The organism is Sinomicrobium endophyticum (assembly GCF_052983315.1).
On record NZ_JBRKIS010000025.1, the window covers coordinates 321,515 to 342,251 of the forward strand.

The 20,737-nt window shown below is 46.5% G+C and carries 12 protein-coding genes; 3 read left to right on the plus strand and 9 right to left on the minus strand.

All coding sequences use genetic code 11. The features are described 5' to 3' along the window. Positions 1–41: 41 nt before the first annotated feature. Positions 42–2,150, minus strand: coding sequence for a bifunctional aldolase/short-chain dehydrogenase (locus tag ACVBDU_RS10045; protein WP_447179612.1), 2,109 nt, complete (start codon positions 2,148–2,150; stop codon positions 42–44). 281 nt (positions 2,151–2,431) lie between these two features. On the opposite strand from ACVBDU_RS10045, the gene ACVBDU_RS10050 reads away from it, so the two are divergent. After that, complete coding sequence (locus tag ACVBDU_RS10050; RefSeq protein ID WP_447179613.1) at positions 2,432–3,487, plus strand: GntR family transcriptional regulator; 1,056 nt, start codon at positions 2,432–2,434, stop codon at positions 3,485–3,487. 41 nt (positions 3,488–3,528) lie between these two features. Beyond that, complete coding sequence (locus ACVBDU_RS10055; RefSeq protein ID WP_447179614.1) at positions 3,529–4,446, plus strand: DUF6807 family protein; 918 nt, start codon at positions 3,529–3,531, stop codon at positions 4,444–4,446. Positions 4,447–4,468: 22 nt separating this feature from the next. Here ACVBDU_RS10055 and ACVBDU_RS10060 read toward each other — a convergent pair whose 3' ends face one another. The 3 genes from ACVBDU_RS10060 to ACVBDU_RS10070 form a co-directional block, all read right to left on the minus strand. Beyond that, positions 4,469–6,661 carry an RNA methyltransferase gene (locus ACVBDU_RS10060; protein ID WP_447179615.1) on the minus strand — a complete coding sequence of 731 codons (2,193 nt, stop codon included), beginning with the start codon at positions 6,659–6,661 and terminating at the stop codon, positions 4,469–4,471. Between the two features lie 103 nt (positions 6,662–6,764). Continuing rightward, the gene (locus ACVBDU_RS10065) at positions 6,765–7,838 is read right to left on the minus strand and encodes a glycoside hydrolase family protein (RefSeq protein WP_447179616.1); all 1,074 of its coding nucleotides are present in this window, start codon (positions 7,836–7,838) and stop codon (positions 6,765–6,767) included. Between the two features lie 68 nt (positions 7,839–7,906). Continuing rightward, complete coding sequence (locus ACVBDU_RS10070) at positions 7,907–11,599, minus strand: DUF4450 domain-containing protein (protein ID WP_447179617.1); 3,693 nt, start codon at positions 11,597–11,599, stop codon at positions 7,907–7,909. A 169-nt stretch (positions 11,600–11,768) separates the two neighbouring features. On the opposite strand from ACVBDU_RS10070, the gene ACVBDU_RS10075 reads away from it, so the two are divergent. After that, positions 11,769–13,283: a sialate O-acetylesterase gene (locus ACVBDU_RS10075; RefSeq protein ID WP_447179618.1), complete on the plus strand. Its 1,515-nt coding sequence runs from the start codon at positions 11,769–11,771 to the stop codon at positions 13,281–13,283. A 2-nt stretch (positions 13,284–13,285) separates the two neighbouring features. Here the strand turns inward: ACVBDU_RS10075 and ACVBDU_RS10080 are convergent, their stop codons facing one another. From ACVBDU_RS10080 to ACVBDU_RS10100, 5 genes are all read right to left on the minus strand, one after another. Then, positions 13,286–14,206 carry an alpha/beta hydrolase gene (locus ACVBDU_RS10080; RefSeq protein WP_447179619.1) on the minus strand — a complete coding sequence of 307 codons (921 nt, stop codon included), beginning with the start codon at positions 14,204–14,206 and terminating at the stop codon, positions 13,286–13,288. Between the two features lie 30 nt (positions 14,207–14,236). Further along, the gene (locus ACVBDU_RS10085; protein ID WP_447179620.1) at positions 14,237–14,698 is read right to left on the minus strand and encodes a PIN domain-containing protein; all 462 of its coding nucleotides are present in this window, start codon (positions 14,696–14,698) and stop codon (positions 14,237–14,239) included. Beyond that, entirely contained in the window at positions 14,691–14,900 is a 210-nt protein-coding gene (locus ACVBDU_RS10090; protein WP_447179621.1) for a hypothetical protein, read from the minus strand. The genes ACVBDU_RS10085 and ACVBDU_RS10090 overlap by 8 nt, the downstream gene beginning before the upstream one ends. A 71-nt stretch (positions 14,901–14,971) precedes the next feature. Then, on the minus strand, positions 14,972–16,093 hold the full coding sequence (locus ACVBDU_RS10095) for a glycoside hydrolase family 88/105 protein (RefSeq protein WP_447179622.1): 1,122 nt from the start codon (positions 16,091–16,093) through the stop codon (positions 14,972–14,974). A gap of 108 nt (positions 16,094–16,201) precedes the next feature. Then, positions 16,202–20,725: a rhamnogalacturonan lyase family protein gene (locus ACVBDU_RS10100; RefSeq protein ID WP_447179623.1), complete on the minus strand. Its 4,524-nt coding sequence runs from the start codon at positions 20,723–20,725 to the stop codon at positions 16,202–16,204. Between the last annotated feature and the right edge of the window lie 12 nt (positions 20,726–20,737).

The window sequence follows — 20,737 nt, forward strand, 5'->3', positions numbered from 1 at the left end:
GTATTCCAGGTATATCTTGTCAAATTTAATGTCATCTTTTTTTATCGTACAAAAGCGTTGGCCATACCACCATCTACATTAATGGTGTTCCCGGTGCTTTTATCCAGTATTCCCAACAGGGCATACACGCCTCTGGCAATATCTTCCGGGCGGATGATCTCATTCAGGAGATTCCTTTTGGCATAGTGTGCGGGAAGTTCCTCTACAGTTATACCGTAAGCCCTGGCTCTTCCTTCGGCCCATTCGCCTTCCCATATTTTACTCCCTACGATTACACCGTCCGGATTTACGGTATTCACCCGTATCTTGTCCGCTCCCAGTTCGGCTGCGAGAAGACGCGACATATGTTGCTGGGCTGCTTTAGCCGTACCATAGCCCACGTTGTTTGGCCCGGCTACAAGGCCATTCTTGCTGGCTATACTTATAATATCTCCTCCAAGATCTTGTTTTTTCATAATATCTACCCCGGCCTTTGCCAACAGAAACTGTCCTTTTACCAGTACGTTTTGCAACAGCTCCCAGTCCTCTTCCGAAGTATCCGGAAGGGATTTGGAAATGGCCAGTCCCGCAGAATGAACTACGATATCCACACCTCCGAAATCCATACATGCTTTCCGGAATGCCGCTTCAACCGACACTGCTTTGGTAACGTCACAGACCGTTGAGGAAACTTCATCTTTTTTATAGGTTTCTTTGGCTTCTCTCAAAAGATTTTCGTCCAGGTCCGTAAGTACCACATTAGCTCCCTCCGCGACCAGTTTATCTGCTATGGCCTTGCCTATACCTCCGGTGGCCCCTGTAACAACGGCAACTTTTCTGGAGAGGGTCTTCTCCGCGGGCATACGTTGTAATTTTGCCTCCTCCAGTAACCAATATTCTATATCAAAAGCCTCCTGGCGTGGCAGGGATGTATATTCGCTTATGGCCTCAGCACCGCGCATTACATTAATGGCATTAATATAAAATTCCGATGCCACACGTGCGGTTTGTTTGTTTTTGGCAAAAGTGAACATGCCCACCCCCGGCCACAGGATCACTACCGGATTGGCATCGCGAATGGCAGGGCTGTTTTCCCGCTTACAACTTTCGTAATATTCCTTGTATTCTTCACGGTACTGCTCAAATGCCGGCTTCAGTTTTTCAAGTATCTCTGCCGGATTGGCCAGGTCCGTATCCGCATCCAGGTGCAATAACAGGGGTTGTATCTTTGTGCGCAGAAAATGATCGGGACAGGAAGTTCCCAAAGGAGCCAGTCTTTCCAGGTCATTACTGTTTATAAACTGCAAAACCCTGTCAGCATCCGTAAAGTGTCCTATCATTCTTTTTTCGGAAGAACAAAGACCCCTTAACAATGGCGCTATTGTCGCCGCCTGATCTTTCCTTTTCTGCGGATCGAGGCTTTTTATCTTTTTCCCGCCAAAAACACCTCCAATGGATTTTATACGGTCTTCTATATATGCGGATGCCTGTTCAATAACCTCAAGACTATTTATATAACATTCATAGGCCGTATCTCCCCAGGTGAACAATCCGTGGCTGCCCAGTATAATTCCCCGTATTCCCGGATTATCCGCAAGGCACTTTTCTATCTGCAGCCCCAGGTCGAATCCCGGGCGCTGCCACGGTACCCAGCCCATAGTGCCTCCCCAGATCTCCCGGGTTATTTGCTCACTGTCCTTTGCCGCTGCAACTGCTATCAAGGCATCGGGGTGTAGGTGATCTATATGCTTAAAAGGCAAAAGCCCGTGCAGTGGTGTGTCTATAGAAGGTGCCTTACTATTCAGATCATATATGCAATGATTGAATAAGGCCACCATCTCATCTTCATGTTCCAACCCCCGGTATACCTTTTTCAGGGACCGTAGTTTATCCACGTATAGTCCGGCCAGTCCGTTTCTGGTCAGGCTGCCTATATCTCCCCCGGAACCTTTGATCCACATGATCTCCGTATCCTCACCGGTGAGAGGATCTTTTTCTATGGTACGGCAACTCGTATTTCCTCCTCCGTAGTTCGTTATCCGGAGGTCCGATCCAAGTAGGTTGGACCGGTAGAGCAGCAGATCCACTTCATTGCCCTCCATAGCGGCGGCCTTTTCCTCATCCCATAGGTAGTCCACATATTTGAAATTTTTCTTTTCCAGTATTTTCATCGATTTACATTTTTAGTTCCCAAGAACACCCCTGACCTGTCTCTGGGGCCGGCCGGTTATGTCTTGTTTCATGGATTAAGATTCTCTATTCAAGCATGGACGAAAATATAAGTTATACGCAAAACAACTATCCTGTGGTGTGCTGCTCACAAATGGTTAATTATTAGATATTCATGACATAGTGTAGAATATACACCAAAATTATTTAATTTTACCTTTTCGAAAAAAATTATACGCTAATTTACCAAAACCTCCATATATTAACACTAAAAATACCAACTATGAATATTGCACCAGCTATTGCAGACATAAGGATAAATGAAGATTCGCGAGTGCCGAAATACAAACAGATCGTAGATTCCATTATAGAGGGCATTGCGCGGGGAGATCTTAAAATAGGACAGAAGATACCTTCTATTAACGAACTGAGCGAAGAATGCTATCTTTCGAGGGATACCGTAGAGAAAGCCTACCGGTTGCTAAAAGAAAAAAAGATCATTGTTTCCGTTAAGGGCAAGGGGTATTATACGGCACGTACGGACCTTATTTCCAAGATCAATATTTTCTTTATGGTAAACAAACTTAGCTCCTATAAAATGCGGATATACAATTCCTTTGTAGACCGTGTGGGGGTTAACGGCCATGTCAACCTTTTTATTTATCACTGCGAAGAGTCCCTCTTTGTAAAAACCCTGGAAAAGAATATAGGGGCCTATGATTATTATGTTATCATGCCGCATTTTAAAAATGAAAAAATGATGCATATCAGCAATACGGACCAGGTAATAAAGGCCATAGAAAAGATCCCAAAAGATAAATTACTCCTGATGGACAACCTCAAACCGTCCGTTTCCGGAAAATATGCTTCTATTTACCAGGATTTCGAAAACGACATCTACCAGGCATTAACCGAAGGACTGGAAAAACTGAGCCGTTACGATAAACTCATCCTGGTTTATCCCCAAAAATCCATATATCCCTATCCACTTCGCATACTCCACGGCTTCCGTAAATTCTGTGTGGAACACTCTTTCGATTTTGAGGTGCTGAATGAAATATATGACGATATGGGATTACAATCGCGTGACGCCTATGTTATCATTGAAGAAAACGACCTGGTCAACCTGGTAAAACAGGTACGGGAACAACATCTCGTATTGGGAGAGGACATCGGCATTATTTCCTATAACGATACTCCTCTTAAAGAACTTTTAGGTATTACCGTGATCAGCACCGATTTCAAAGTAATGGGAGAAACCGCTGCGGATATGCTACTCAATAATAGCAAAGACCAGGTAAAGAATGTGTTTCGTTTTCTCGACAGAAATTCGGTATAACGCAATATCGACGTATCTTTAAGGAATTGAAACCATTGCCCATGTCAAATTCAAAAAGCGTCTGTGCATATTTCCTGCTTTTCCTTTTTTGTTCAGGCAGCTACGCACAGCAACTGCATTTTAAAGAAGAAAGTGATAAAATAACCCTTTATGAGGGAGATTCTCCATGTTTTTCGTATCAAAAGGAAACCAGATCGGAAAACGGAAAATTCCCCAGGGCCAATTATATCCACCCGCTCTATGGCCCCGAAGGGGATATTATTACCGAAGATTTCCCGGAGGATCACCTGCATCACCGCGGCATTTTCTGGACCTGGCACCAACTATTTGTCCGGGGAAAAAGGGTAAGTGACCCCTGGTTATGTGAAGGGATACGGTGGAAAGTAGATTCAACCCGAACCGAAGTTCGTAAAAATTCCGGAATATTAAATACTGTTGTTTACTGGGTTACCGATTCGGAAGAAGCCGTTATCCGCGAAAAGGCCAGTATTTCCTATACACGGAAAGAAGGTTATTATCTTATGGATTTTGACATTTCCCTGACCGCCCTGACGGATGGTGTAGAGATAGGAGGTTCGGAAGACGATAAGGGATACGGAGGATTTTCGGCCAGGATCAAATCGTCTGACGGAATAACATTTTTCTCCGGGCAAGGCGAGGTTGTTCCCCAAAACACCCCGGTAAAGACCGGTGGATGGGTACAAGCTATTCCGGATTATAACACAGGCAAAAAAGAACAAACCGGGATCGTTCTTTTCTGCGATCCCGGTAACTTGCCTTCATTTCAGGGCTGGATACTGAGAAAAAACGAAAGCATGCAAAATGCTGCTTTTCCGGGGAAAAACCCAATTCCTATTCCCAGGGAAAAGCCCTTGAAATTCCGAAACCGGCTTATTGTTCATCCGGGAAACCTGACCACTGCGGAAATTCAGGATATTTATCGCGACTTTATCCGGTAGTCCTTCGGAAGAATACCTTTTGCTACGGCATTTTTGACAGGCCCTCCCAGTGAACATTCCATGCCCCGTCTTTCGGAAAACCGGGATTTTCACCTTCGCTACCGTCCCAACCGGCACACATCATAGCCACTGCGGTTAGTATCCCTCCGTTACCTGGAAGGTACAACCGCAGGCGCTTATCCTGGTAATTATGCCCGTTTGGCAAATAAGTATTGGTTGGTATATCCATAAACAGGGCATCCACCGCCTTTTCCGGCAGGCCAAGTCTTGCCGCTGTCATGGCTGTCATCGGAAAATCCCAGCCCCAGGTATCTTCCCACATCCAGTCTTTCCAAATAAGATCGAATGTATTGCGCATGATTTCCTTATCCAGCCCGGATGTTTCAGGCAACATACCATAAGTTCCGAATACGGACGGATGATCCGTTTTATACTTCGGATTGGTATAAGAATCCGTGGCGCTTTCGGTGGCAAGATAAACGCCGTCCTGCACCGGGAGCGGGGAAAGTCCGTTAAGCACATCATCCCATTTAGCGCTTCGTTCTTCACCAAGGCGTTCTTTCCATTCTTGCGCCGTTTCCAGCCCCCAACGCCAGTACGCCAGTTCGTATGTGGGATTAAATGTTTCTTCCGCTTTAAAACGTTCCTGTGCCGGAATCACCACAGGCCCCAGCATATATCGTTTTTTGTCCTTATCATAATGTGCGAACGACGCCATAAAATCTGCCGTAGCATAAACCAGTTTCTTATATTTCTCCAGGGTTTTCTTGTCCTGGTCAGCGCGGTAGAGCAATTCGGCAAAGGTAATATAATGTGATTGCTGCCAGATAAGTACCGATCCTATGGAAGACGGGCATTCATTACCGTATATATCGGTCATTTTCTGCCATCGGACTCCTTCAAATCCTTGTCTTTCCGCAATTTTACCGGCTTTCCAGGAGACTTTGGCATACCAGTCCATACTCTTCTCCAGCAATTCCGGCCGGCCCCATAACGGGAAATGTACACCGTGCCACCAGTGCATTTCCAGATGCGGTTTCCCGAACCAACTGTTATGGGTAAGCCCGGTTTCCTGTGGCGGGGCGTTTCCTGCACATTGTATCCTGGTAAGGTACTGGGAAAGTACTACCCGCCTTTCCAGTTCCGCCGCCCTGGGGTCCGTACATTCCGAAAAATCTATTGCTCCCCCTGAATTCCAGAAAGACTCCCATCCATCGGTACTCGCGGATTGTACCTCTGCGAAAGAAGGCAGAGAAGTTTCTTTATTCCCTTGGGAAGCAAACAAACAGGTCATACTGAAAGTGTCTGAGCCTTTATCGGGAGTCACCACAAAATAGTGCGGTTCTTTCTGCTCTGCCATTCCCTTTTCCTTCCATTGCATCTTAACGGCATAGGACATCGTATCCAGGGTATGTATAATTTCCGCCTTGTCCGCTTCCGAAACAGTCAGTTCTGTTTTGTGCTTCCCGGCATTTCCCCGGTTTACACCAACATCTGTCCATTCTCCCGTAGGATAGGGAAAACGAAGCCTGATTTTCAGGCGGCCTTCTTTTATAAGCGCGGATTTCACCTCTACCCCTATAATATCTTTTTCCGGGTGTGCATCGGTCCGGACTTCAACCTTTTCTCCTTCCACAGTAAATGAACTTCGTATTTCCCCTGCCCATAAGTCAAGCTCCTGCCGGATGTCTTTTACATCTTCTACGGCGATCATGCTTCCGTCCTCTTTGTATATTTCAAAACCCAGGTTGCCGAGTTGCAGACGGTGAGGGTTTTTGCGGAACCAGTCGGCAGCATCCCTGTTTCTCCCTGGTTCGGAGGACCTTTGTACGGCATATGTGATTTTACGCCCATACTGGTCATAAGATTTAAGACTTTCCTCAAAATTGTATCCTATCGTGTCTTTAAAACTGTCCCATCCCCATTCGGATTGCGTTCCGAGGGGAATGCCATTCTGATAAGTTTCCGGAAAGGTTTGTAAGCCCGTAATATCTGTTGTAAAGGCGAATTTTCCATTTCCAACAGAGAGCGAAGCCAGTGTATCCGCCTCTTCTACTACTACATTATGTCTTTGTACCAGTGCTTTCCTGTCTATATGTTTCCCTGTCTCATGTTTTTCTTTCTTGACGCCGGAACAACTTATCCCTGCCAGTATCCACAGGCCAAGAACAATCTTTTTAGGTATGCCTTCCGGATTTAATATTCTATATTTCATGTCTTATTATGATTGGGTTTTTGCGGTTATTTTTAGTACTCATATGTGCAGTATTTGGATGGGCATATCCCCTGGACAATTATGACTACGAAAATCTCTTTTTCTACACTATTTTAAACACAAAAGATGTTGAAGTTCCGTATTTCCCTCCTTGTCCCGCCGTAAAAAGATAGGAAGGTTTGCCATCTGTAAACAATACCTGCGGCCTTTCCAGTCTGCCATATCGTTTTAAGTATCCGGGAGGTGGGGGTTCGTTTGCGTAATCTTTGAGAGGATGATATCCGATGGAAGGTTCTCCCCAATCTATTCCATCCGTCGATTCCAGATAAAGCCCTACATCATCACTAAAAACTCCCATATCCCTGGCCAGCATCCGGAACCGGTTTTTTTCGAGCCAGATAAAAGCATCTTCGAACTGGGCGTTTCCTCCCCTGCCCGAAAAATCCACTATCGGATTTCCTTCGTATTTCACATAAGGCCCCTGCAAATCTTTCGCTACGGCCAACCCGTACTTCCGGTTACCCCTCACACTTTTCCCGGCTGCCTGCTCATACTCCAGGGTATTCCACGATTTATAAAACAGCCAATATTCTCCGTTGGGGTGTTTTACAAAAGAAGGGTTCGTTGTACAATGATCGTCCCACGCTCCCTCTTTACCTGTTTCCAACAAGGGGCTGTCCGGACGTTCCCAGGGACCGTACAATGAAGAAGAAGTAGCAAGGCCTATACGTTTGGTATTGGTTTTCCCATTGGAATTTCCCATGAAAAACAGGCAGTATTTTCCATCTACATACCGGATATGCGGATTATGGCATGTAGTTGCATCCCAAAAGTCTCCGTCACGTGGAGCCAATACCACGCTAACAAAACGGAACGGCGCTTCGGGATGATCGGCTACGGCATGACATATTTCCGATCCCCTTATCCATCCGCTCATCGATTTTTCTGCGGCCCACCTGGAGAAAAACACATGAATTTTACCATCCGGTCCTTCTATAGGGCTGTTGCACCAAACATAATATCCTTCCATTTGCAGCCTTCTGCCTACAGGTACAAGCCTTTCCGCAAATCCGAAGTTTCCCTCTTTTTCCGGATTACCTGCGGAAAATCCCGTTCCCGGGATCAGGAGGCCAGCAGAAAAAAGGGATATACTTTGTAAAAAATCTTTTCGGTCCACACTTTAAAGTTTTATGTGAATGTATAAAGGCTTTATTGCTCATAAACATTCCCGGTATTCATAATTTATCATTTCAGATCACGGAGAAGCGTTGCGCTCATCAGGCCGATAACCACATCATTGGCTACGGATCTCAGTTCCATAATTTTTAACTCCTTTTCCGGGTTCAGCGGCAAATCCAGAATAGTAGCCGCGCCTCCTTCCACACCAAACTCAGTAAATCCTTTTATCGGAGTATATGCTTCAAATTCTCTGGTAATCTTCCCGCTTTTCAGATAAACACGTGGTGGTTTTGTTTCTCCCGTAGTAAAGGCATATCCATCGATAAAATAGTCCTGTTCTATCGGCCACCAGTTTTCCGGATTTTTAAGTGTCAGTTCTTCTTTGGTCCCGTCTTCATATTCCACAGTGACCACTCCGTTAATAATCCTGCTCTGCATGGGGTTGGTAGACCCGGCCATGACCATATACAAATGCGAAGCTTTACCATACAAAGGAATTGCTATTTCCTCCGGATAATTGTCCCACATAGAGGTAAAGACTATATTATCTTTTTCCTTCTCCCCGGGAGTCATGAAGGGAATTCCCTGTGGTGTCTCCACATGGTTGTCTTTCCCTGCTTTTTTACGCCAGCCGGAATCGTCAATATCTGTTTCCACTTTCGGATAGCACCAGTTCCCTATACCGTGAACGGGCAATTGCAAGGTAGGTGACACCGGCCGGGGAGACAGGTATTCATTTCTGAAAATGTCAGTGACACTGCTGTTAAAAAAAGACGAGAGGTCCAGGGTTTCCCATTGTGAACCGGTCGGGGTTTTTACATCCCAATCCCGGAAATTCGTGTTTAAAACCTCTTCTTCATCCGACCTCAACACCAATACATTGCTCCCCGGAATAAGATTTCCGGCAGGGACCTTTACGAACGCTTCGGAGTTGGCGGGTAAAGTAATATCTGTCGCATATTCTTTTACCCCGGGATTAACCACCAGTTTACCCGTGAGCTCTTCCGGGGTATTGTTGCGCAAGACGATCTCTTTTCTTTCTTTTTTTACAGTATCCTTCTTAACCAAACGGACAACCTCTACTTTAGGCCGTATCGAAAGATTCAAAGGCTCCCACCAACTGAATTGACCTTGTTTCAATTGTAAAAAAACCGATTTTTCTCCCGGGGTATCCTTTACCTGTGCAATTAATTTGCCCCCCAAGAATGACGGGTTTTCCAATATCTTTTGAGGATCGTGAATTTTTTGTATTTCGGCAGGACGGAAATCCATCTGAATTTGCTGCCCTGTGGAGACGTACGGCCGTACGTCTCCATCCGGATAATTCTTTTTCAGGTCATTGCCCTGCCATTCCACCACTACATCGTATCCGGATTGTTCCGGAGCGGTTATTTCCAGGACCGGGCTGTCTATAGCTTGTTCATCTGCCTTCCATCCGACTTCTTTTCCGTTCACGGTTACGGACTTTATTGCGTCTTTGGTTGCCCTTAATATCAACTTCAGGTGCATTTTGGTCTTAAACCTTGGAATAATGGTGAATTCTTCCCGGTTTCCGCTTTTTTTATAGTTAAAGACAATATCCGGAACTTCAAGGGATGCGTGGTCCCAATCCGCCGGGAACCCCGGGCTAATGGTCAACGTATCGTTTATGGCATCGGGTTGTATTCCGAAAAGACCTTGTACCAGGGTTCGTCCGGCCATTCCGACCGGGTCAGCAAAATCGCGATACAGTTCCCCTCTCATGGCATCGTAAAAAGATAATTGGTGAAATCCGCCGGGACTGGCCCCGAGGTACATGCTTTCTATGAGCGCACTCTGCCACAGACGAAAAGCTTCCTCCTGCCTGTTTCCCTGCCAGTAGGCCAGGGCGGTATGTAATACTTCCGCCAGGGCCACATTGTTTACCGACCATGTATAAGGCTGCCAATTGGTAGTGGACATTGTATACAGTCCCTGTTTGTCCAGTCCTTTTGCCTGTACGGGGATGTGCGGTATTTCCGTATCTGCATACCGCAGCAGCTGCCAGGCCCGGAAGGGATCGGGTATGCCGGCCTCCATAGCGTGGTATATTGTCCATAATCCCGGATAAGGATGCAGCAATTTATTCCCCATCCGGTCTTTATATTCTGCATAACGTCCGTTTTCCGGCATCCATAATTGTTCATAGACCGAACGATAGATATGCTGTGCTTCTCTTTTGTATGGAGCAGGATCTTCCCCGATCTTTTCGGCCAGTTGTGCCATTATCTTATTGGCACGGTAGTTATATGCGGAAGAATGGGTAACACCTCCACTGTTATACTGAAGGGCGTCACTGGCCCATATGGAGGCATAGGCATCGTAAAGCCCGTCTCCGTCCGAATCGAAATTGCGTTTTTCCCAGGCGAGATGACTTTCCAGGACCGGCCACATTTTCCGGAGGAAATCGATATCGCCCGTCCACCGGAAATGGTCGAGCAACTGATCGATAAAAACCAGGTTCATATCGTAATGATGTGCTTTGGTATTATTATCGGGATTCCGGCTTATATATCCGCTGCTGAACAAGGACGTTCCTATTTCTTCTTTTTGTCTTGCCAGGTTGAGCAGCGTATCTGCCACCACCGGCCCTGTGACCGGTTCGGTAACCTGTGAATTCGCATAACTGCCGAAATGTAATCTAGCCCTCTCATGCCAGCCCAGCGGATCGGCCACATATGCTCCCCGCCAGCCATTGAGCGGCATCCGCCATGCTACCGCCCCATGGCGATAGGCGGGAGCCTCCCAGATAGCATCGGCGGCAAAGGCCAGGGCCCCTCCCAAAGTATTGATATAAGGGTCGGGAGTACGGACCTTAACCCGGTTTGCGAGTTCTTTCCGTACTTCTTCGGCATGCAGAAATTGTTCCGAAGGGTTGTCCTGAAGTGAAAAATCATCTTTTCCCCCTCTTTTGAGCAGCCAGAACAGACTTTCCGAAGTTTGTGCCTCTAGTTTACCTGTAATTACGGGAAGGGAGTCCCCTTCGGAGGCATTTATGGACAGGGGAGAGGATTGTTGTCCGGCATCTGCAATATGCATCACGGATTTTTCCGGAAATATCCCGAACACAGACTTATCGTTTTCCCGTTTTTTCTTATTATGAACAGAACCGTAACGGAGCATAAACGATTTTTCCCTGATCTCGTAGGTGTTTCCTGTACAATATTCCGGTTTCAGATAAAATACCGATTCCGGATCGGCTCCTATGTCACCGTTACGGGAAAATTTCTTTCCGCTCGCTCCGCCATATACCCAAAGAAGTTCGGTCCCTTCCGGGATCGCCTCCATATCTGCCTTGAGAACAAAACCTTCTTCATCTGCAAGGGCTAATATCCGGAGATGCAGGGCTCCTTTACCCAATAGTTTATCCTTTATCGTATATAGCATACTGCCGGGACGATAACGGGTGGCAATAGAGTCGCAGTCAATGATCCACTTGCTATCTTCTCCCCGAATAACCCCAAGTTTAAAATTTCCTCCCATGCCCGGCATATACATGGCGAATTCCGGAAGGTCTCCGGCCTCCACCCGGAAGCCTGTATTGGTGCCGTACAAGGCCCTGTTGAACCTTTGTTTCCCCTTATGTAAAACAAAATCACTTCCATCCGGCAGATAGTGGACTTCCCGTTCCTTATCGTGCCACCACGCAGTAGCCTGTACCTCCTTTGCCGGTGGTTCAGGATCGTCACAGGAGAGAAGGTTTAAAGCAAAAAGCATAACCAACAACCGGAAGGTATACATAAGGGCCTGTTTTTTGTTCGTTACGCAATTTCTTTCTTTTATTTAAATACCGTATCCTGTACAGTCCTGCCCGGCAGGGACAGAAAGCATCACAGTACAGGACAGTATTTTTTTTGTCTTCATTTAATTTTATCTTGTTTTACAAAAAATTATAAATAAAAGTCTGAAAATGAAATCACTTGTGCTCACCCTTGTCTTCTTTTTATCCTTGAGTTTTCCTGCCAATGCAAAAATCAAGCTTCCTGCACTGGTGGGAGATCATATGGTATTGCAGCAACAGGCAGAAATAAACATCTGGGGATGGGCAAACCCCGGCGAGGAAGTTACTATCGCCCCGGGATGGCAAAAAGAATTAATACGCACTACGGCCGATGGACAGGGAAACTGGAAAATACCGGTTTCCACCCCAAAAGCCGGAGGGCCCTATACTATTGTTTTACAGGGAGAAAACAAAATAACACTATCTGATGTACTTATAGGAGAAGTATGGATATGCTCCGGGCAGTCCAACATGCATATGCCTGTCGGGAAATACGAAAAAACCTGGAAAACCGGGGTGTTAAACTATGAAAAAGAGGTAAAAGAAGCTGATTACCCCCTGATCCGGCTTTTTACTGTGGCCCTCAAAACATCCGATTCCCTCCGGACCGATGTGGAAGGAAAGTGGCAGGCATGCAGTCCGGAAAGTGTTTACGATTTCTCTGCAGTAGGATACTTTTTCGGCAGGGAAATACTACACAGTCAAAATGTTCCAGTGGGATTGATCACATCCGCCTGGGGAGGGACACCAGCCGAAGCCTGGACAAAAAGAGAAGTCCTCGAAAGAGATTCCGATTTTGTCCCCATACTGGATCGTTATCGAGAAACTTATAACAACTACAAAGCGGCATTAAAGGAATACGAGTCACAAAAACACAAGGCCGGTAACGATGTGTCGGAAACACTGAAAAAACCAAAAAGTCCACAATACAGCAAATCTCCTTCACTGATCTATAATGCCATGATATATCCCTTGTTAAACTATACCATACGCGGCGCTATCTGGTACCAGGGAGAGAGTAATGCCGAAAGAGCATACCAGTATCGCAAACTGTTTCCTGCCATGATAAAAAACTGGAGGAACGATTGGAAACAGGGAGACTTTCCGTTTTATTTTGTGCAGATCGCACCTCATCGCGGACAAAACCCGGAAATAAGGGAAGCACAACTTTTAAGTATGCTCTCCGTAACCAATACCGGAATGGCAGTACTTACGGATGCGGGTAACGCCACCAATATACATCCCCTGAATAAACAGGTAGTGGGTGAAAGGCTCGCTTTGTGGGCAAGGGCCAAAACTTACGAAGAGACCAACCTAGTCTATTCGGGCCCTGTTTACAGTAAAATGAAAAAAGAGGGAAACAAGGTTCGCCTGTATTTCGATCATACGGGTTCTGGACTGGTATGCAAAGGAGATTCGTTAACTCGCTTTACCATAGCGGGGGAAAACAAAAATTTCCTCCAGGCCAGGGCAGAAATCGAAGGTAATACCATCGTGGTTTCTAATTCGGATGTCCGCGAGCCTGTTGCCGTACGTTTCGGTTGGGAAAATATCCCCGAGCACAACTTATTCAACGAAGAGGGTTTACCCGCTTCCCCTTTCCGAACGGACGACTGGCCGGAAACCACTTATGGTAAAAACTGATATTACAGCCAGCCGTTCATTCGCAGCCAGTGTTTTAAAGCTTCGGGCCATGCGGATTCGGTATTTTCCGTTCTTCCCATACCATAGCCATGCCCTCCTTGTGTATAAATGTGCATTTCTGCGGGTACTCCGTGATCCTTTAGCCCCAGGTAATAGCGTATACTGTTTTCCACCGGAACGGTTCCATCATCGGAAGAATGCACGAGAAACGCAGGCGGAGTATCTTTGTTTATCTGAAGTTCGTTAGAGAACCGTTCTGTAAGCCCGGTATCCGGGTTCTCTCCGATGAGATTGTCACGGGAACCTTTATGGGTAATTTCCGTATCCATGGAAATCACCGGGTAAATAAGCATGGAAAAGTCAGGTCTTGCACTGGTTTCGTCATCTGTCTCATACACTTCATCCGTAAAATGAGTAGACACGGTAGATGCCAGATGTCCCCCGGCCGAAAACCCCATAATACCTATCCTGTCCGGCTGAATATTCCATTTTTCCGCATTTCTGCGCAGTATACGAATCGCTTCCTGTCCGTCCTGCAAAGGGCCTATACTTTTATCTTTCATTATAACATCGCTGGGCAGGCGGTATTGCAGGACGAAAGCTGCAATTCCCATCTCGTTAAACCAGGCAGCGACGTCCCTGCCTTCGTGGTCTATGGCGAGACGGGCATACCCTCCACCGGGGCAGATCAGTACGGCAGTCCCGTTAGCTTTTTCCTTCCCGGGAAGGAAAACTTCCATGACGGGGTCTGTTACTTTACTTATCCGGGGCGATTTCCCGTTGTTATCATATACGGTCTCTGTTTTGTAGTCCGGGTTGTCAACGGCCCCGGGGATGGTTTCGGGCCATACCTTAACCGTAGTATTCTGGCTATAGATTATCGTTAAAAATAATAAAGTGAAAAATGATAGTGTAAATCTCATAGTTTTCTAATGATGATACATCCTTTAGTACTATTTTCTCTGTTTTTTACTCTTAATGAGAAAATCTTTATATAATTCTTCTGTAGTCATTATACCTTTAAACCCTTTGTTTATTAAACCGTTTATCAATTTTTTGTCCCCTGTCCATAGTTTACATTTCAAGTATTCTGAAAATGCGACAAATACCGCATCATCCTCATCGATCTCCTTACATATATCGATCGCTTTTTTATAATTTTCCAAGGGGACGATGGAATGATCTAAAACAATTATATTTTTCATAACCAACTCATAAACTTCTATAAACTGGTCATCCTCAAGTCGGGAGATTTTCTTTATTTTATTTTGATGTTCCCAAATTTCAGTTCTGGTATATTTAGGTGCATAAAATTCGTAAAAGGTCTTGCCATTAATCAAAATCTGACCGATATGGCTATGGATATTAAGAATTGCACTAAAAACAATATTGGAATCTACTATAAGCTTAGTCATCCAATCCGATTTCTCTCTTAATTTTGTCCCATCTGCCTTTTTTTGTCTCTTTTAGCAAATTACTCAGATCTTTTTTTGTAGCCTTGGAGTCGAAGGTCAACTCCTCGTACCTTAGATAATCGAGAATGGATTGAATTTTAGAAACTTTAGCCTTAGCGGAGAACCTAACCAGAATTTCGTTATTTTTTCTTTCAACTATCATCTTTTCTTTTTCTCAAATTTAGCTATAATTTTTGATTTTTCCGCTAATGGCTTTATCGCCAGTCCTCTTTCTTATTTTTCCAGTTTATAAACCTCACTCCCCGCCAGCAAAAAGCTTCCCAGTCCGTAATCTTCAAAATCGGGAATTTTAGTATGGCTGAGCGGTTGTCCTTCTTTAGGTTCTTTCCCGGTAGATTGTACATACCCCAGGAAACCATTCTCGTGCAGGCTCTCATTTACCATCGCATTCCATCCTTTGAGAATCGCGGGGAGGTAAGTGTCCCTGTCCAGGATACCGTTATTAACACCATATGCCATGCCGTAGACGAACATGGCGGTGCCTGTTAATTCCTTTCCTCCGTAATTGGTAGGGTCATGCAGACTTACATTCCAGAAACCGTCTTTGCGTTGTATGGGTAAAAGGGCTTTGGCCATCTGTTTCAGATCTTTAACATACTGCTCCCGGTGCGGGGCGTTTTCCGGAATAATATCCAATACTTTCGCTAGTGCGACAACAACCCATCCGTTGCCCCGGCTCCAGTAACAATCCTCTCCGTTCGGTTCTTTATATGGAGGCGTAAAATCGGCATCGCGCCACCACAGGCCGTCTTTTTCGTTAAAAAGCCCGTTTTTGCCATGTTTGTTCCTGGTGAACATATACATGCTGTACATTTTCTCGAAATACCTGTCATCATTTTCCAGTACTCCCATTTTTGCCAGTACGGGCATTCCCATTTGTATGGCATCTATCCAGGACCAGTCATCATTTTGCGGCGTATGTAGCAGCATTGCTGTTTGTGCCCTGGTGTTCTTCAGTTTTTCGGGGGAAGGAGAAAGGTTGTAAAGGTCTATATAGGTCTGAGCCGCACAATAATTATCGGCGTTCCGGGTGGTATTACCTCCCCAGAATCCCCATTGGTGAAAATCGGCCCAGTCTTTTGCATAGTTATAGTATTCTTCCCTCGGATATATTTCATGCAGAGCCATAAGCCCTTCGTAATACACCGCCCTTGTCCAGATGTGGCTGGGACGTTCTTTATTGGTAATAATGGTTTTCCCCACATCGGGCCACTTCTCCATAAAATACTTATTGGCCAGCTCCATTTTTCCGAGGATTTCTGTCCTGTCGGGAAGGGTTTGTGCCTGTAGTATACCAGATATTCCAGCGATGATAATACATACTATTTTCTTCATTTCATTATTTGGTTTTGGGTTGACACCCCCCTGCCCCCCTCAAGGGGGAAGTCTTGTCTCTTTTTAAGAGTGTTATAGCCCCCACTTGAGGGGGGCAGGGGAGTGTAATCATTTCTTTACGATTTTCTGAATTATTTCTCCTTTCTCATTTTTAACTTTAACTATATAAATTCCCGGGGATAAGGATTGGGTTGAAAACGAATAGCTACCTCCTTTAAAACTATAACGGTTCACCAACTGTCCTGAAAAATTGTACAGTTGTACTTCATTTTTTTCTTCGGGTATTTCCTGAAGATAAATATTGATGTCATCCCGTACCGGGTTGGGATATACTACAACCTGTTCTTCTTCCGAGATCTCTTCCCGACCCTGCTTTTTACGCCTCACTTTCAGTATTCCGTTGTCATACAATTCCGAAGTGTCCCATTCCAGGGGTCCCCCGGGAGAAGGAATTATCCTTTTGAACGCCCCTTCGAAATGAGCGGCCTGAAACACCGTAAAGCTGTCCCCTTCCCGGAATCGCATCCCTCTCCTGTTTATCTTTAACAATCCCCCGAAGAAAAGGGTATCGCTTACTTCCAGAATATCGTAAACGGAAGCATTATCCATATCTATTTCCGTCCTTGCTCCTTCGGACAGGTATAGGTTTTTCTCAATAGCAAGGGTCCCTGTTTCCTTTCTGCCTCCGGGGAGGAGCAGGGCGCTATGGCCAATCGTCAGGCTCCCGCCCATCCTGCCATTCCCGGACAGTAAGGCTCCTCCTGTAACCGTGACATTCCCGCTTCCGGTAGCGCTGCCCAAAACGTTGCTTATGACCAGTTCTCCCGCTTCGACCAATGTTCCCCCGGAATAGGTATTAGCTCCGGTAAGTGTCCACGATCCTTGTCCGGTCTTAAGAATAGCTGCCCTGGCACCGGAATCTTTAAACGGTATATCGCTTATTGTTCCATGAAAGACAGCATCGGTGTTTTTTATTCCTACTTTCCAGGTGGTAAGGGTATTCCCATTGCCCGCTCCCAACATGGAGGAAGCCGGTCCGGACAGTTCACCGACAGCAATGGTATCGCTGGAACCAAGGCGGTATACCACCTGTACATTCTCCGTAAGTTCCAGGGAAGTTCCGGCATAACCCTTATTATTACCTAAAATAAGCCAGCCGCCATCATTATCTGTAGTGACCCGTAACTTTCCGTTGAAAGTGCTCCAGTCTCCCATCATCTCGGATCGTATCCAGGGCGAATAGAGGTCGAGTTCCCCTCCTCCGGTGAGACTTCCGTTAAAGGTACAACGCCCATCCAGCCGCCATTCGGCCTGTTCCCCGAACGGAACTTCCACGTTCCAGGATGCCGAACTGTACGAATTATTGTCTTCCCGCATACGCAGAGTTCCTCCTTTAAGTACTATGGTTCCTTCTCCGAAACCGGAGGATATGGCATCCTCCGAACCTAGATAAACAGTTCCTTCCTTCAACACGGTATTTCCCAAATGGGCATTTTTTCCGGTAAGTTCCAGGGTTCCTTCGCCTTCCTTTATCAGTTGTCCTTCACCTTTAAGGATACCTCCTATAGCAGCTGTAGCCCCTGTAAGCACATCTACGACTCCGTTATCAACCGCCAGGGTCATGCCACGGTCGGATTGAATATTGCCGAGAAATGCCATTGTTCCTCCGTCAAGGACCAGGTTTTCCGCTTCTTTCCCGGCAGCTCCGAGGGGCCCGGGAACACCTCCGTCAGAAAGGGCCTCCAACGCCAGCACTCCCTCCCGGATTACGGTACTTCCCGTATAGTCATTGTTACCCAGCATGGTCAGTTTTCCCGTACCGGACTTTTCGAGGCCCCCGTTACCGCTTATACTACCTTCTCCTTCCACAACATAATCCGCAGATGCGTCCACGATCATTTTTCCTATCGGTAAAAATCCGACTTTATTCACCGTCATATGCAACATGCCGGAATCGTTAAAAATTACGGTATCATTGGGGGCAAAAAGGTCGGTAGTGTCTCCGTTAAACCAGTTGTATGTTTCGGCCATGTCCCAGGTATTGTCTTCAAAACCTCTCCAAAACACGGTAGCGGGATTGCGCACCCATTCCACATCCATTACGATGGCATTTCCCGAATTCCGAAGCTGGTGTTTTACTCCTGGTATTCCCGTTACCTGTATATTTTCGACATCGCCCGTAAAGTCCCCGGAATATTCCATCAGGGTATAAGTTCCGGTATTCAGTCCTTCGTTACGGACATGGACACGAAGCTCTGTTTCGGCTGCTATATCGAGATTGCCATTCCAGATTATCTTATCGTTATCGCCCTGTGGGTCTTCGGAAAGGTCAAAGGAAAATACCACCTCTTCCGTAATTGTCGTATTACCGATTACAGTCAGGACACCTGTGTCTTCTCCTCCTCCTGGCAGAATTGTCACCCCTTTTCGCAGGTTTATACCATTCCCAAAGGTGCCATTCCCTCCTATGTTTACATAAGGTTTGGTAATTACCCGGCTTTGGGTTAAGTTCCCATTCAGAATAATTGTACCTCCCCATATGGTGGTCGTTCCGGTAAAGGTGTTGTCATTGTCCAGGATCAGTATTCCTGTTCCTCTTTTTACCAATTGCATGGAACCGGACAATGAGCCTGTTCCTGTAAACCGATAATCCTCTGAAGCATTAACTGTAACCACCGAAGGATGTATTTCTCCCGCGATTTCAACACTTCCGTTATTATTTCCGGAAACATCAAACAATACGTCATCGCCCTGGTTAAATACAGACGTAGTGTCCTGTCGCACCCAGCTGGCAGTGGTTCCTACATCCCATATGTCTCCCCCGTTCCAGCGAAGCATGTTGTTGGCTATGGGGGAAGGAGGCGGGGTTTCCATACCTGTACCAATATAAAAAGAGGGGTGTGGCGGCTGGTTATATCCAGCATTCTGCCAGGCAATGGCTACGCGGTATTGCGGATCGTGCATCAGCGTATACATCTTCCGGTGCGATTCTTCGGTATTCATATAAATACGCAAAGCGGTATTGTTGGAGGTACGAAAAATCACTTCTTCCCTCCAGTCCCCGAACAGGTCGGCCTGCAGGCCGGGATTTGCCTTTGTTCCGTTATTGGAACTACAACCTTCTGCCGTAAAAACTGTCCCTACTCCGTATTTGGAAATACTTGTTCCGTCGAGCAGTTCTCTCTGGAGGTCATCATCCCACCAGACCGCGTGATTGATGGACGGGATACTGGTATGTACCTGTTCTCCCGTGGTGTTGTACACTCCCAAACCGCTGGAAGCCCAGAATTCGACCCCGATATGGGTGGAATCTATATCGGCCGCAAGGCCCCTTCCTACATCGGTATCCCTTTTGTGCTGCCAGATGATCTCTCCTGTACGGGCATCGCGAAACGTAATGCCGTCCCTTTTATTTTCGTGGGGCATATAGACCTCTAACCCGGGCCTCAACGGGTCCAGATCGGAAACATGCAGTGCGTCCCCATGGCCCAGCCCGGTGGTATACAGGCCCGTACCGTCATTGTTGACGGTCATGGAACCATAAACGATCTCATCCCGGCCATCACCGTCCACATCGGCTATGCTGAGACTGTGGTTACCCTGACCGGCATAGCCTTCATTCCCGGGATCATCGGAATCGAATACCCAGCGCTGCGTGAGCTGCCCGTTTCTCCAGTCCCAGGCAGCCAGTACAGAACGTGTGTAATATCCGCGGCACATGACCAGGCTGGGCCGTTGCCCGTCGAGATAGGCCACCCCGGCCAGGAAACGGTCTACACGGTTACCATAAGTATCGCCCCAATCACCCACATTTCCCCTTGCCGGTACGTAATTCGTGGTAGCCATTGCCGCTCCTGTTTCCCCGTTAAACACGGTGAGGAATTCGGGGCCATCCAGGACATAACCGGCGCTATTCCTGTAATCCGCGTTCGGATCTCCGATTACCGTTCCTTGGCCGTCCACAGTCGCATCTGCCGTTTTACAGGCAACTTCGGCCTTACCGTCACTGTCCAGATCATATACCATAAACTGGGTGTAATGCGCTCCGGCCCTTATATTGCGGCCAAGATCTATCCTCCATAGCTGGTCCCCGTCCATCGTATACGCATCCAGGAATACATTCCCGGTATAACCACTGTGTGAATTGTCCTTGGAATTGGTGGGGTCCCATTTGAGAATTACTTCATACCGGCCATCCCCGTTAAGATCTCCGACGCTGCAATCGTTCGCAGTATAAGTATATGCCACTCCATCCGGGGTGGTCCCTCCGGGGGGCTGTTGCAGGGGGATTTCCAGATAGTTTTGCTGCCACATCCCTATGGTTTTCGAAGGGTCTTGTTCTTCTCCACCGACAACGGGACGAATGTAGTACGCTCCGTCTACAGCAGTGCTGTCTATATAGTTGGTACTTTGTGTTATGGGATCGGCATTTTGTAAAACCCCGTCACGATATACGTTAAAAGCCAGTGAATCCGGGTCATTTCCCAGCAAACGCCAGGCTACATATACTGCATCCGGTCCGGTCCGAACGGCGACAAGACCCCGATCGAGGTCTTCCATCCGGTGCTGGGCATGCACACTAAAGGCTCCTGCAAAAAGCAGGATAACAGGTAAAAAGTAGTTGTTTTTCATGGTATTTAAGAT